This is a genomic window from Amycolatopsis orientalis DSM 43388 (assembly GCF_000411975.1).
Taxonomy (GTDB): domain Bacteria; phylum Actinomycetota; class Actinomycetes; order Mycobacteriales; family Pseudonocardiaceae; genus Amycolatopsis; species Amycolatopsis orientalis_D.
On record NZ_ASXG01000165.1, the window covers coordinates 1 to 14,470 of the forward strand.

At 70.4% G+C, this 14,470-nt stretch carries 12 protein-coding genes; 5 read left to right on the forward strand and 7 right to left on the reverse strand.

The window, feature by feature from the left end; translation table 11 throughout:
* Positions 1 to 133 precede the first annotated feature (133 nt).
* Positions 134 to 847: an alpha/beta hydrolase gene (locus L942_RS33855; RefSeq protein WP_106965139.1), complete on the reverse strand. Its 714-nt coding sequence runs from the start codon at positions 845 to 847 to the stop codon at positions 134 to 136.
* A 104-nt stretch (positions 848 to 951) separates the two neighbouring features.
* On the opposite strand from L942_RS33855, the gene L942_RS33860 reads away from it, so the two are divergent.
* Together L942_RS33860 and L942_RS33865 are read left to right on the forward strand one after the other, a co-directional pair.
* Entirely contained in the window at positions 952 to 1,332 is a 381-nt protein-coding gene (locus L942_RS33860; RefSeq protein WP_009075573.1) for an OB-fold nucleic acid binding domain-containing protein, read from the forward strand.
* A gap of 9 nt (positions 1,333 to 1,341) precedes the next feature.
* A complete protein-coding gene (locus L942_RS33865; protein ID WP_037368106.1) occupies positions 1,342 to 2,088 on the forward strand; it encodes a DUF3159 domain-containing protein in 747 nt (248 codons plus the stop codon).
* A 56-nt stretch (positions 2,089 to 2,144) separates the two neighbouring features.
* On the opposite strand, the gene L942_RS33870 is transcribed toward L942_RS33865, so the two are convergent.
* A complete protein-coding gene (locus L942_RS33870) occupies positions 2,145 to 2,801 on the reverse strand; it encodes a potassium channel family protein (RefSeq protein WP_037368108.1) in 657 nt (218 codons plus the stop codon).
* Positions 2,801 to 3,466: a potassium channel family protein gene (locus L942_RS33875; RefSeq protein ID WP_037368111.1), complete on the reverse strand. Its 666-nt coding sequence runs from the start codon at positions 3,464 to 3,466 to the stop codon at positions 2,801 to 2,803. The genes L942_RS33870 and L942_RS33875 overlap by 1 nt, the downstream gene beginning before the upstream one ends.
* A 163-nt stretch (positions 3,467 to 3,629) precedes the next feature.
* Here L942_RS33875 and L942_RS33880 point away from each other — a divergent pair, with 163 nt between their 5' ends.
* Positions 3,630 to 5,678, forward strand: a complete 2,049-nt coding sequence (locus L942_RS33880) for an APC family permease (RefSeq protein WP_037368114.1) — start codon at positions 3,630 to 3,632, stop codon at positions 5,676 to 5,678.
* Positions 5,675 to 6,865 carry a class I SAM-dependent RNA methyltransferase gene (locus L942_RS33885; RefSeq protein ID WP_037368115.1) on the forward strand — a complete coding sequence of 397 codons (1,191 nt, stop codon included), beginning with the start codon at positions 5,675 to 5,677 and terminating at the stop codon, positions 6,863 to 6,865. Before L942_RS33880 ends, L942_RS33885 begins: the two co-directional genes overlap by 4 nt.
* Positions 6,866 to 6,868: 3 nt before the next feature.
* Here the strand turns inward: L942_RS33885 and L942_RS33890 are convergent, their stop codons facing one another.
* The 4 genes from L942_RS33890 to L942_RS33905 form a co-directional block, all read right to left on the reverse strand.
* Entirely contained in the window at positions 6,869 to 7,288 is a 420-nt protein-coding gene (locus tag L942_RS33890; RefSeq protein WP_037368118.1) for a hypothetical protein, read from the reverse strand.
* 371 nt (positions 7,289 to 7,659) lie between these two features.
* Entirely contained in the window at positions 7,660 to 9,213 is a 1,554-nt protein-coding gene (locus L942_RS33895) for a GMC family oxidoreductase (RefSeq protein WP_037368119.1), read from the reverse strand.
* On the reverse strand, positions 9,210 to 10,736 hold the full coding sequence (locus tag L942_RS33900) for an APC family permease (RefSeq protein WP_037368121.1): 1,527 nt from the start codon (positions 10,734 to 10,736) through the stop codon (positions 9,210 to 9,212). The genes L942_RS33895 and L942_RS33900 overlap by 4 nt, the downstream gene beginning before the upstream one ends.
* A 31-nt stretch (positions 10,737 to 10,767) precedes the next feature.
* Complete coding sequence (locus L942_RS33905; protein ID WP_037368122.1) at positions 10,768 to 12,237, reverse strand: aldehyde dehydrogenase family protein; 1,470 nt, start codon at positions 12,235 to 12,237, stop codon at positions 10,768 to 10,770.
* A gap of 209 nt (positions 12,238 to 12,446) precedes the next feature.
* Here L942_RS33905 and dxs point away from each other — a divergent pair, with 209 nt between their 5' ends.
* Positions 12,447 to 14,363, forward strand: coding sequence for a 1-deoxy-D-xylulose-5-phosphate synthase (gene dxs, locus L942_RS33910; protein ID WP_037368124.1), 1,917 nt, complete (start codon positions 12,447 to 12,449; stop codon positions 14,361 to 14,363).
* Positions 14,364 to 14,470 lie beyond the last annotated feature (107 nt).

Genomic DNA, 14,470 nt, shown 5'->3' on the forward strand with positions numbered 1-14,470 from the left:
CTGCGGTCTGAGGGTGGTTGTCAAGGCACGCTTTCCCGCCTTGACAACCACCCTCAGACCGTCAGCACACTCGGGCTTCGGGGTGCCCCACGCCACTCACCGAACTGCAATGTCGCCGCCAGGCGACGAGCAGCTACCCCCACCAAGCCCGCAAAAACGCCAAAACAGTCACCCTCCCCAAAACCTGCCGATCCCGCCCCACCGCCGCAAGCGACGTCTCCCCGTAAACCCCCCGAGGCAACGCCCCAGCCCACTCGCGAGCAACGGACGCGGGATGAACCGGATCGTCCGCACACCCCCCGACCCCGGCCGGAACCCCCACCCCCCGCAGCTCCTCCACCGTCGGCGCCGCCCTCCCCGCCGCCGCCCGCAACCCGGCCTCCAGCCCGTCCCCCTGCCGCCGCCAAGCCCGCCCCAGCTCCTCCCCGAGCCACCCCGGACTCCCGGCCGCCGCGGAAGCCAGCGCCCCCTCTACCCCCGCATCAGCCACCAGATCCGCCGTGACCGTCGCGGCCAGCGCCGCGGGTGCTGCTCCGGATTCCCCGTTCCAGGCCGGGAGAGCGGCAAGCAGCCCCCCGCAACGCCCGGGATTCGCCACCGCCCACTCCGCCGCGAGATGCGCCCCGAACGAAATCCCGCCTGCCAGCACCGTCCCGTACCGGTCAGCGAGACGGTCCAGCTCGGCAAGAAACTCCTCCGCGAGGCGCTCCCCGGGCACCGGCGCGGGGGTGATCAACGGCACGCCCAGCGCCGCGAGCGGCCCGGCGAACACCGAGCGCACGAACACCTCGTCGGAGCCGGTCCCGGGCAACAGGACAGCGGGCGGGAGACGGATTGCGGACGTCACGTTGCGATCTTGCCGCAAACCCGTTTCCCTGACTGGGACCGCAGCTACGCTGGAATACGCACGGGCCGAACGAAGTCGGGGGCCCCGGAGCACAGGAGCACACCATGTCCGCCAAGGACGGCGGCTACTTCAGCCGGTTGGTTCGCAAGCTGACCAGCGACGTCGAGGACCTCGACGCCGACGAGATGTCCGAGAGGTCGGGTGCCGAAGGCGCGCAGCGCGCCTGTGACTGCCGGTCCGGCGAAGAGGTGACGGTGCTCGGCAGGCTGCGCAGCGTCGAGCTGTCGCCGACCGACGGGCCCGCCTCGCTGCAGGCAGAGCTGTTCGACGGCACGCAGGGCGTGACGCTAATCTGGCTGGGCAGGCGCCGGATTCCCGGCATCGAACCCGGCCGCACTGTCAAGGTGCGCGGCCGGATGGCCGAACGGGATGGGCAGAAGGTGCTCTACAACCCGTATTACGAACTCCAGAGCCCGGTAGGGTGATCAACGCTCGTGACTGAACCCGCTGCTCCCCGCGACGAGAAGAACGCGCCCGGAAAGGGCGACGACGAAGAGCGGCAGCCGACGCTGATGGAGCAGATGGGCGGGGTTTCCGGCCTGTTCTACTCCTCGGTGCCGGTCATCGTGTTCGTCCTGCTGAACGCGTTCTTCGGGCTGACCGCCGCGATCTGGGGCTCGATCGGCAGCGCGGTGGCGATCACCGTCCTGCGCGTGGTGCGCAAGGAGCCGCTGCAGCCGGCCATCTCGGGGTTCTTCGGCGTCGCGATCGCGGCGTTCATCGCGTTCCGCACCGGGTCCGCGAAGGGGTTCTTCCTCTTCGGCATCTGGGCGAGCCTCGCCTACTGCGCCGTGTTCGTGATCTCGGTGCTGGTGCGCTGGCCGCTGGCGGGCGTGGTGTGGAACGCGCTCAACGGCAACGGCACCGCCTGGCGCAAAGACAAGCCCTCGCGCTACGGCTACGACCTCGCGACGCTCGCGATGGCCGTCATCTTCGCCGCCCGGTTCGTGGTGCAGCGCTGGCTGTACGACGGGAACCAGACCGGCTGGCTCGCGTTCGCCAAGATCGCCATGGGCTACCCGCTGTACGCGGTCGGGCTGCTGGTGGTCGTGTGGGCGGTGCGCCGCTCCGACAAGCGGCTGAAGGCACTCGCCGAGGAAGAACCGGAGCCGGAAACCGACGCGCAGATCGAGGCGCGGCTGCGGAAGAAATACGCGCAGGCGCCGACTCCCGAGACCTGATCCGGCGCACGCGAAAAGGGGCGGACCCGCCACGGGCCCGCCCCTTTCGCGTCGCGTCAGTAGCCGAGCGCCGTGCGGATTTCCGGTTCGACGTCCGAGGTCGCGACGAACAGCAGCTCGTCGCCGGCCTCCAGCGGGTCCTCCGGCTGCGGCACGATCACCCGGTCGCCGCGCAGGATGGTCACCAGCGCCGCGTCGCGCGGCAGCGCCAGCTCGCTCACCGGCTTGCCCGCCAGCGGTGTCTCCTCCGGGAGGGTGAGCTCCACCAGGTTCGCCTGCCCCTGCCGGAACGTCATGAGCCGCACCAGATCGCCGACGCTCACCGCCTCCTCGACCATCGCGGCGAGCATCCGCGGGGTCGACACGGCCACGTCGACGCCCCACGCGTCGGTGAACAGCCATTCGTTGGCCGGGTTGTTCACCCGCGCCACCACGCGCCGCACGGCGAACTCCGTCTTCGCCAGCAGCGACACCACGAGGTTCGCCTTGTCGTCGCCGCTCGCCGCGATCACGACGTCGCAACGTTCGATGCCGGACTCCTCGAGGATCGACACCTCGCACGCGTCGCCGAGAACCCAGTCGGCCTGCGGAACGGATTCCGGCTCGAACTGGTCGGCGTCGCGCTCGATCAGCATCACCTGGTGGTTGGCGTCGACGAGCTCGGCGGCGATGGACTGCCCGACGGCTCCCGCGCCGGCGATCGCGACCCGCATCAGTTCTCCTCCTCGGGGGCCCGAGCGGCGAGGCTCGTCACGTCTCCGACGGTGCCCGACCGCGCCGCCACCCACACGTCGTCGTCGGCCTGCACGACCGTCTTCGCGTCCGGCAGCACCGCGGTGCCGAACCGCATCATGAACGCCACCCGCGCGCCGGTGGTCTCCTGCAGCTCGCGCACGCTGCGGCCGACCCAGCCCTCGTGCAGCGGCAGCTGCAGCAGCGCGACGTTGCCGGACGGATCGCGCCACGCGGAGGCGACGCCGTCGGGCAGCAGGGTGCGCAGGAACCGGTCGGTCGTCCACGGCACGGTCGCGACGGTCGGGATGCCCAGCCGTTCGTACACCGCGGCGCGTTTGTGGTCGTAGATGCGCGCGACCACGTGCTCGACGCCGAAGTTCTCGCGCGCGACCCGCGCGGAGATGATGTTGGAATTGTCGCCGCTCGACACGGCCGCGAAAGCGCCCGCGCGCTCGATCCCGGCTTCGATGAGCACTCGGCGGTCGAAACCGACCCCGACGACCTGCTGACCCTGGAAATCGCTGCCCAGCCGGCGGAACGCCTGCTGGTTCTTGTCGATGACGGCCACGTCGTGGCCCAGCCGCTCCAGCGCCGCGGCCAGAGACGCGCCTACGCGGCCGCATCCCATGATCACCACGTGCACGCTTAGCCTCCTCGCAGGGTGCGGATGACCCGTCGGTGGGTACCCTCGGACACCAGCGCCGAACCTACCTTGTCCTTTCGGCGCGCACCCTCCCGGTCAGCTCCACCGTCCTCCCCTCCACCGCCCTCAGCGGAGGAGCTTCGCTCCGCTGTACATTCTGCAGGTGTCGAAGTTCCCGACCGTGTTGAAGCGGCTGGTCCTCGGACGTCCGTTCCGCAGCGACCGGCTCTCCCACACTTTGTTGCCCAAGCGCATCGCGCTGCCCATTTTCGCCTCCGACGCGCTGTCCAGCGTGGCCTACGCGCCGGAGGAGATCTTCCTGACGCTGAGCGTCGCGGGCCTGTCCGCATACGCCTTCGCGCCGTGGATCGGCATCGCGGTCGCGCTGGTCATGCTGGTCGTCGTCGCGTCGTACCGGCAGAACGTGCACGCGTACCCGAGCGGCGGCGGCGACTACGAGGTCGCGACGACCAACCTCGGCGGGAAGTTCGGCCTGACGGTGGCGAGCGCGCTGCTGGTCGACTACGTGCTGACGGTTGCCGTGTCCACTTCGTCCGGCGTCGCGAACATCGGCTCGGCGATTCCGTGGGTGGCCAACCACAAGGTCCTCGCGTCGGTCGTGATCGTGGGCGTGCTGACCGCGCTCAATCTGCGCGGAGTGCGCGAATCCGGCAAAGCGTTCGCCATTCCCACCTACGGCTTCATCGCGGGCATCCTGCTGATGGTCGTCTGGGGGCTGTTCCAGACCGTCACCGGCACCGAAATGCGCGCCGAGAGCGCCGGTTTCACGCTGCACGAGGAAGGCAACTGGACCGGCATCGCGTTCGTCTTCCTGATCCTGCGGTCGTTCTCGTCCGGCGCGGCGGCGCTGACCGGGGTCGAGGCGATCAGCAACGGCGTGCCCGCGTTCCGCAAGCCGAAATCGAAGAACGCGGCCACCACGCTGCTGCTGATGGGCGTGCTCGCGGTGACGATGCTTGTCGGCATCATCACGCTGGCGATCGTCACGAAGGTGAATTTCGCCGAGGACCCGGCGCGGCAGCTGGCCGGCGCGCCCGCCGGCTACGAGCAGAAGACGATCGTCGCGCAGATCGCGCACGCGGTGTTCGCCGACTTCCCGCCGGCCTTCTACTACATCTCGTTCTCCACCGGCATCATCCTGCTGCTGGCCGCGAACACCGCGTTCAACGGCTTCCCGGTGCTCGGCTCGATCCTTGCCCAGGACCGCTACCTGCCGCGGCAGCTGCACACCCGCGGCGACCGGCTGGCGTTCTCCAACGGCATCCTGTTCCTCGCGATTTTCGCCCTCGTGCTGATCGTGGCGTTCGACGCCGAGGTCACCCGGCTGATCCAGCTGTACATCGTGGGCGTGTTCGTGTCGTTCACGGTGAGCCAGGCGGGCATGATCCGGCACTGGAACCGGTTGCTGGCCAAGGAGACCGACCCGGCGGCGCGGCGGCGGATGCGCCGTTCGCAGACGGTGAACGCGATCGGCCTGACCATGACCGGCACCGTGCTGGTGATCGTGCTGATCACGAAGTTCCTGCTCGGCGCGTGGATCGCGATCGCGGCGATGGTGGCGATTTTCGCGCTGATGACCGCGATCCGGAAGCATTACGACCGGGTGTCCGAGGAACTCAAGGACATGGGCGACGCGCCGACCGTGCTGCCCTCGCGCAACCACGCGATCGTGCTGGTGTCCAAGCTGCACCGGCCCACGCTGCGCGCGCTGGCCTACGCGAAGGCGATGCGCCCGGATGTGCTCGAGGCGGTCACGGTCAACGTGGACGACGCCGACACCCGCGCCCTGACCCAGGAATGGGAAGAGCACAAGTTCAAGGTGCCGCTGAAGGTCGTCGAATCGCCGTACCGGGAAATCACGAAGCCGGTGCTGGATTACGTGAAGCGCGTCCGCGGCGCCAACCCGCGCGACGTGGTCACCGTGTTCATTCCGGAGTACGTCGTCGGGCACTGGTGGGAGCAGGTGCTGCACAACCAGAGCGCGTTGCGGCTCAAGGGAAGGCTGCTGTTCCAGCCGGGTGTGGTCGTGGCGAGCGTACCGTGGCAGCTGGAGTCGTCGGCCAAGGCGGCCGCGCGGATGCGCAAGGCGCGCCCGTCCGCCGGTGACGTGCGGCGCGGCTTCACGCCCACCACCCCGCGTCCCGTGGACGCTCCGAAGCCGGCCCCTGCGACCAAGGAATCCTCAGAATGACCGAGAGCTGGCTAGGCCGGATCCTGGAACTGGAAGTCGGCCCAGTCGCGCACGGCGGGCACTGTGTGTCGCGTGTGGACGGACGAGTGCTGTTCGTGCGGCACGCGCTGCCCGGCGAACACGTCCGGGCCGAGGTGACCGAGGACAAGGGCGGCTCGTTCTGCCGGGCCGACGCGATCGAGGTGCTCAGCGGGTCCGAGCACCGGGTCGCGCCGCCGTGCCCGCTTGCCGCGCCGGGCGGCTGCGGCGGTTGCGACTGGCAGCACGCCGAACCGGCCTACCAGCGGGAACTGAAGGCCGCGGTGGTGGCCGAACAACTGCAGCGGCTCGCCGGGATCACCCGCGAGGTGGTCGTGGAACCCCTCGAGGGCGGTCCGCTCGGCTGGCGCAGCCGGGTGCGGCTGGTCGCCGGACGGGACGGCCGGGCCGGCTTGCGGGCGCACCACAGTCACCGCGTCATCCCGATCGACGACTGCCCGATCGCGGTGCCGGGCTCGCTCGGCACGGCGCTCGGCAAGCGCTGGCGGCCGGGCACCGAACTGGAAGTCACCAGCGATGGCGACGACCACCTCCACCTGCGCGAGCTCGCCACGGTGCGCGGCCGGACGCAGGGCAAGCAGCTGTCCGGCGGGATGGCGGTCCAGCACGCGGCGGGGCGGGACTGGCGGCTTGACGCGCACGGCTTCTGGCAGGTCCACCCGCACGCGGCGGACACGCTGGCCGGCCTCGTGCGGGAGTGGGCCGACGCGCCGCGCGGCGGGGTGGCCTGGGATCTGTACGCCGGGGTCGGGCTGTTCGCCTCGGTGCTGGCGGAGCAGGTCGGCCCTGAGGGCGAGGTGCTGGCGATCGAATCCGGCCGGCGCGCGGTGTCCGACGGGGAGCGCAACCTGTCCGACTTGCCGCAGGTGAGCTGGCGTTCCGGGCGCGTGGAGCACGTCATCGACGACGCTCCGACGCCGGTCGACGTGGTGGTGCTCGATCCGCCGCGCAAGGGCGCCGGCCGAGCGGTCGTCGACGCGATCGCGGCCGGCGAACCGGACCGGATCGTCTACGTGGCCTGCGACCCGGCGGCGTTGGCGCGCGACGTGCAGTTCTTCTCCGAGCACGGGTACTCGCTGACGGATCTGCGCGCGTTCGACGCGTTCCCGATGACGCATCACGTGGAGTGCGTCGCGCTGCTGCAGTGACTTTTAGTGCGCTCGCTGGGCTTTCGCAGCCGCAGCGAGCCCGGTCGCGGCGGAAACCAGCCCGGAGGCCAGCAACACCCACGCGCCCAGCGCCGGCTGCACGGCGGCCGACGGGGCGAGCCGGTCCGCGCCGGGGAGCGTGATCACGAGGTAGCGCAGGAGGATTCCCGCTACCGCGATGCCGGTCAGCGTGGTGAAGGCCAGCGGTTCGGCTTGCCGCCGGCGCAGCGTCAGGATCGCCAGCGCGAACGCGAGCGCCAACGCTCCGGCGCAGGCCAGGCGGAGGCCGAGATCGAGGTCGGGTTCCGGGGTGCCCGGCGGCAACCGCGACGGAAGGTAGTGCGCGGTCGGCAAAGCCAGCCCGACGCCGCCGCCCACCGCGGCGGTCGCCCCGGCCCACGCGAGCGCCCGATTTCCTGCCACGCAAGGAAGTCTACGGCGCTGAGGTGCGGTTTTGGCCCAGTCCGGAAGGGGCGCGATCCTTCCGGACTGGCGCGGCGTTCCGCAGCATCTTGCCTCTGCGTGCTTGCTGCGCAACGGGATCCAGCGGTCGGGCCCGTTCCGGGGTGATGACTGTTGGTAACGATCCGGTTACCGAAGAACCTCAGCGCGTTCGCTGGCGACTGACCTGGTGTGCATCGGAGAAGGTGCGCTCCGGCAGCCGCCGGAAGACGAAGCGAGGAGTGGACATGATTCTGCGCGCAATACGGGCACGTGCTCTGCGGGGCCGTCGACAGAGCAGTCTCGCCGGGCGGGTGGCCGCGCCAGCCAGGACACGACCACCCGCCCGAAGATCAAGCCCGGTCCTCCTTGAGCAGGTCCGCGCACTTCTCGCCGATCGCCATCGTCGTGATGCACGGGTTCACGGTGACGAGGAACGGCATCACCGAAGCGTCGGCCACCCGCAAGTTGTCGACACCGCGGACGCGCAGCCGCTCGTCCAGCACTGCCGCCGGGTCGCCCTCCGCGCCCATCCGGGCCGTGCACGCCGGGTGGTACACGGTGTTGTGCGTTTTGCGCAGGTAGTCGGCGATCTCGTCGTCGGTCGTGCAATCGCGGCCCGGCGCGAGTTCCACGCCCGCCCATTCGTCGAGAGCAGGCTGGGCGGCGATTTCGCGCGCGAGCTTCACGCCGTAGGTCATCACGCGCATGTCGTACTCGTCGGTGAAGTACCGCGGGTCCACGCGGGGCTTGTCGCGGAAGTCGCGCGTGCGCAGCCGCACGGTGCCGCGGGAGCGGCTGCGCGTCACGTTCGGCGTGAGGCAGAAGCCGTTCTCCGTCGTCGGGTAGCCGTGCCGGACGGTGTTGAGATCGAAGGGCACCGAACCGTAGTGGAACATCAGGTCCGGGCGGTCCAGGCCCTCCTCGGTCATCGTGAAGATGCCGATTTCCCACCACTGCGTGGATTCGGTGACCATCGGCTGCAGCGCGTCCCACATCACCAGGCCCTCGGGATGGTCCTCGAGGTTCGAGCCGACGCCCGGCGAGTCCACGAGCACCTCGACGCCGACCTCGCGCAGGTGCTCGGCGGGCCCGATGCCGGACAGCATCAGCAGTTTCGGCGTGTCGATCGCGCCGGAGCTCACCACGACCTCGCGGCGCGCGGTGATCGTGCTGTGGTGGATCAGATCCGGGTTCAGCACCTCGACCCCGGTGCAGCGGCGGCCGTCGAACAGCAGCCGCTTCGCGCGGGCGCCGGTGCGGATCTCCAGGTTCGGCCGCTTGCCCATGATCGGGTGCAGATAGGACACCGACGCCGAAGACCGGGTGCCGTCCTCGCGGGCGTTGATCTGGAACCAGTTCGCGCCGTGGGTGACGGTCTTGCCGGAGTTGAACTCCGTCGTCGGGATGCCCGCCTGGGCGCAGGCGGACAGCAGCGCCGCGCCCGCCGGGTCCTTGGGCGGCACCGACCGGATGGTGACCGGGCCGGAGCGGCCGTGGTGGTCGCCGGGGCCGTCGTTGGTCTCGAGCCGTTGGTAGAGCGGGAAAATGTCCGCGGCCGACCAGCCGGGCAGGCCCAGCGAAGCCCATTCGTCGAGGTCCTCGGCCGGGGCCCAGAACGCGATGCACGAGTTGTGCGACGAGCAGCCGCCGAGCACCTTCGCGCGGGCCTGGCGCAGGTAGGAGTTGCCCGCCTCCTGCGGCTCCACGAGGTAGTCCCAGTCGTATCCGGACTCCAGCAGGCCCATCCACCGGGTCAGCTCCAGCACCTCCGGCACGTCCGTGTCGGACGGCCCGGCCTCGAGGAGGCAGACGGTCACGTCCGGATCCTCGGACAGCCGGGCGGCCACCACCGATCCGGCCGTTCCGCCGCCGACCACCACGTAGTCGAACTCGCTTGCGCTCACCGGGAAACCTCCTCGTCGGGCACGGGGGCGGCGGCGTGGTCCGCCAGCACCCCGACCTTGTGCCGTTGCACGAACCAGTAGTAGGCGAAGCCGCCGGCCGCGAAGACGCCGACGAACAGCACCGAAATCCACTTCAGATACCAGTGGAAGGGCGGGGAAGCGTTGTAGATCTCGTTGCGGGGCCAGGCCAGGTTGACCGTCATCGCGCCGCCCCACAGCACCGCGAGCACGTTCACCGGCAGGCCCCAGCGGCCGAGGGAGAACCGGCCGGCCGGGGCGTCCGCGCGCGGCCAGCGTCCGCGCAGCCGGCGGACCAGCATGGGCACGGTCACGAGGAGGTAGGACAGGTAGATCAGGATGATGGCGAGGCTGGTCACGGCCGAGAAGATCTGCGTGGAGTTGATGTTCACCACCAGCAGCGCGATCGCGAGCAGGCCGATCACGATCGCGGGCAGCACCGGGGTGCCGGTGGCCTTGTTGACCCGCGCCAGCTTCCGGCCGCCGGGCAGCGCGTTGTCGCGGGCCATCGCGAACGCGATCCGGATCGCCGCGGTGTGCACGGCCAGTACGCAGACCGTGATCGCGATGAACACGACGAACAGGAACACCCGCCCGATGGCCGGGCCGAGCGCGTCGGTGAGCACGTACTGCAGGCCGACCGTGCCGAGTTCCGGCGCGTGGATGTTGCCGACGGCCATGAGCGCGAACAGGATGATCAGTCCGCCCAGAACGAAGGAGGCGACCAGTGCGCGGAGGATCGCCTTCGGCGCGTTGCGGTGCGGGTTGAGCGATTCCTCGCCGAGCGAGGCGGCGGTGTCGAAGCCGTACATCACGTACGAGGAGGCGATGCCGGCGATCAGGAACGCGCCGAGATAACCGGACGAATGCCCGGCTTCGGTCCCGTTCGTCTCGGTCACCACCGACGGGCCGCGCACGAAATGGAAGGCGAGGAACACCACCAGCAGCACCGCGAACAGCAGCTCCACGAACACGCCCGCGCTGTTGATCCGCGCCATCAGCTTCACGCCGAACGCGTTCACCAGCGTCGTGAACACGATCAGCACGGTGGCCAGCAGCACGCCGTTGGCCGCGTCGCTGGTGCCCGTGCCGTCGCCGATGAACTGGAAGAACGACGTGATCTGCGGCAGCGTCCGCTGGTAGGCGAGCGCGGTCGCGGAGATGGAGACGATCGAGGCCAGCAGCATCATCCAGCCGGCCATCCACGCGATGTGCGGGTTGCTGAGCTTCTTCGCCCAGTTGTAGACCGACCCGGCGACCGGATACTGCGCGGCCAGTTCGGCGAAGCAAAGCGCCACCATCAGCTGCCCCGCGAACACCGCGGGCCAGGACCACCAGTAGGCCGGGCCGCCCTCGGACAGGCCGAGGTAGGACAGCTGGAACACCCCGGTCAGCACCGAGATGTAGCTGATGCCGGCAGCGAAAGTGTGGAAACTGCCGAGCGTTCTCTTGAGCTGGTTGGTGTAGCCGAATTCGCCGAGTTCGCGGTCGCCGGTGTCGCTCAAGGGCAAGGTCCTTTCGCTGGGGGACGGGGGATCAGCCGGAGAACCAGTGCTGGGGCCCGGGCTTGAGGTTCTGGTGGATGTGCTTGACCTCGGTGTATTCGGCCAGCCCGGTCGGGCCGAGTTCGCGGCCGAAACCGGACTGCTTGTAGCCGCCCCATTCGGCCTGCGGCAGGTACGGGTGGTAGTCGTTGATCCACACCGTGCCGTGCCGGAGCCGGTTCGCCACGCGCTGGGCGCGGGCGGCGTCCTGGGTGAACACGCCGCCGGCCAGGCCGTAGTGGGTGTCGTTGGCGATGCGGACCGCGTCGTCCTCGTCGGTGAAGGTCTCCACCGTGAGCACCGGGCCGAAGGACTCCTCGACGACGGCGGTGCTGCCCTGCTGGACGTTGTCGAGGATCGTCGGCAGGTAGTAGAAGCCGTCCTGCAGAGCCGGGTCGTCCGGGCGCTTGCCGCCGGTGCGCAGGACCGCGCCCTCCTCGATGGCGGTCGCGACGTAGCGCTCCACCTTCTCGCGGTGCGCGGCGGAGATGAGCGGCCCGGTCTCGGCGTTCTCGTCGAACGGACCGCCGAGACGGATCCGCTCGGCGCGCCGTACGAGTTCGTCGACGAACTCGTCGTGCCATTCCCGCTGGACGATCAGCCGCGCGCCGGCCGAGCAGACCTGGCCGGAGTGCAGGAACACCGCGGTGAGCGCGTAGTCGACGGCGGTCTCGAAGTCCGCGTCGGCGAACACCACGTTCGGGTTCTTGCCGCCGAGTTCGAGCGCGACCTTCTTCACCGTGGCCGCCGCGTTCGCCGCGATCACCCGTCCGGTGGCCAGCCCGCCGGTGAACGACACGAGGTCGACGTCGGGGTGCTTCGACAGCGGCGCCCCGGCCGTCGGGCCCGCGCCGAGCACGAGGTTCGCGACGCCGCCGGGCAGCCCGGCCTCGGCGAGTAGCCGCATGAACAGGATCGCCGTGTGCGGCGTCAGCTCGCTCGGTTTGAGCACGAACGTGTTGCCCGCGGCCAGGGCCGGGGCGATCTTCCACACCGCCTGCAGCAGCGGGTAGTTCCACGGGGTGATGAGGCCGCAGACGCCGACCGGTTCGTGCACGATCCGGCTGAACGAGTCCGCGCTGCCGGTGTCCACGACCCGGCCCGCTTCGTTGCCCGCGAGCTTGCCGAAATACCGCAGGCAGGCCGCGATGTCGCTCATGTCGTAGCGGCTCTCCACCAGGCGTTTGCCGGTGTCGAGCGATTCGGCGCGGGCGAATTCCTCGGCGTCGCGGTCGAGCAGGTCGGCCGTGCGCAGCAGCAGGTTTCCCCGCTCGGCGGCCGGGGTGGCCGGCCAGGGTCCGGTGTCGAACGCGCGGCGAGCCGCCGCGATGGCGGCCTCGGTGTCTTCCGCGGTCGCTTCGGCGACCTCGGCGACCAGGCTGCCGTCCGCGGGGCACCGGATCTCGCGTCGCCCGCCCGCGCGCGCGTCCACCCATTCGCCGCCGATGTACAAGTCCGCCATGGGGTCCTCTCGGGATCGGGGGTCCGTCCGGGATTATCACGGCCACGCGGGGTGACCGCGACCTGACTGACCGGGCTCGTGATCTTCCCCGCTCGTGGAGTTGCGTTCCGCCCGGACCTGTGATCCGGGACGCGGGCAACCGGACGGCGGTGGCGGGCGTCCGTAGACTGGCCGGAACCGGCGGAGGAAGAAACGGACGGGGTGGAGCGGTGACCATGCTGGACTCGGTGCACGGACCGGCGGACCTGAAGCGCATGAGCGTCGAGGACCTCGGGGAGCTGGCGGCCGAGATCAGGGACTTCCTCGTGGACAAGGTCCGCCGCAGCGGCGGGCACCTCGGCCCCAACCTGGGCGTCGTCGAGCTGACGCTGGCGCTGCACCGCGTGTTCGATTCGCCGCGCGACGCGATCGTGTGGGACGTCGGGCACCAGGCGTACGTGCACAAGATCGTCACCGGGCGGCACGGCGAGTTCGACAAGCTGCGCCAGCAGGGCGGTCCCACCGGGTACCCGTGCCGCAGCGAAAGCGAGCACGACCTGGTGGAGAACAGCCACGCGTCCGCCGCACTGTCCTATGTGGACGGAATGGCGAAGGCGTTCGAGCTGTCCGGCGGCCCGCGCAGGCACGCGGTCGCGGTGGTCGGCGACGGCGCGCTCACCGGCGGCATGTGCTGGGAGGCGCTCAACAACATCGCCGGGCGCAAGGACCGCCCGGTCGTGATCGTGGTCAACGACAACGGCCGGTCGTACTCGCCGACCATCGGCGGGATGGCCGACCACCTGGCGTCGCTGCGGCTGCAGCCGGGGTACGAACGGCTGCTGGACGGCGGGCGCGAACTGCTGCGCAGCACCCCGGTGGTGGGCAAGCCGATCTACGCCGCGCTGCACGCGGCCAAAGCGGGCATCAAGGACGCGCTGAGCCCGCAGGTGATGTTCTCCGACCTCGGCCTGAAGTACCTCGGCCCGGTCGACGGGCACGACCTGGTGGCGCTGGAGAAGGCGTTCCAGAGCGCGCGGGCGTTCGGCGGCTCGGTGATCGTGCACGTGGTCACCGAGAAGGGCCACGGCTACGCGCCCGCGGTGAACCACCAGGCCGACCAGATGCACCAGACCGACCCGATCGACCCGGAGACCGGCCTGCCGCCGGTGAAGGGCCCCAGCTGGACCGGCGTGTTCGGCGACGAGCTGGCGAAGATCGGCGAGGAGCGCGAGGACGTCGTGGCGATCACCGCCGCGATGCTGCGCTCGACCGGGCTGGAGAAGTTCTCCGAGCGCTTCCCGGACCGCTGGTTCGACGTCGGCATCGCCGAACAGCACGCGGTGACCTCCGCGGCCGGGCTCGCGATGGGCGGTTTCCACCCGGTCGTCGCGCTGTACTCGACGTTCTTGAACCGGGCGTTCGACCAGGTGCTGATGGACGTCGCGCTGCACCGCCAGCCGGTGACGTTCGTGCTGGACCGCGCGGGCATCACCGGCCCGGACGGCCCGAGCCACCACGGCATGTGGGACCTGTCGCTGCTGGGCATGGTGCCGGGCATGCGCGTGGCCGCGCCGCGCGACCCGGGAACGCTGCGCGAAGAACTGCGCGAGGCCGTCGCGGTCCAGGACGGCCCGACCGCGCTGCGGTTCTCGAAGGGCAGCGTCGGCCCGGACGTGCCCGCGGTGGAACGCATCGGCACGGTCGACCTGCTGCGCCGCCCCTCGGGCTCGACGGACGTGCTTCTGGTCGCGGTGGGTCCGTTCGCGCAGCTGGCGCTGTCGGCCGCGGACCGTTTGGCGGACCAGGGCATCGGCGTGACGGTCGCCGACCCGCGCTGGGTGGTCCCGGTGCCCGCGGAACTGGTCGCGCTGGCAGAACAGCACAAACTCGTGGTGACAGTCGAGGACAGCGGCCGCCACGGCGGTTTCGGTTCGGCCCTGGCGGCGGTGCTGCGGGACGCCGAGTGCGACGTCCCGCTGCGCGATCTCGCGGTGCCGCAGGCGTTCCACGAGCACGGGACCCGCGCCGAGGTGCTGGACCGGATCGGCCTGACCGCCCAGGACGTCGCGCGACGGATCACGGAATGGGCCTCGGGCCGGCTGGGCGCCGATGTGGAGGAGACCGCGGGGGAGAAGCCGCGCGCCTGAGCGGAGTGGCCCTCGGGCCGGTGTGTTCCGGCGTGGGGGGGCGTGGGGGGGTGTCCCTATGTTGTTGTCAAGCGGCAGCGGGGGTACTGGTCGGTTCGGGGTGCCGG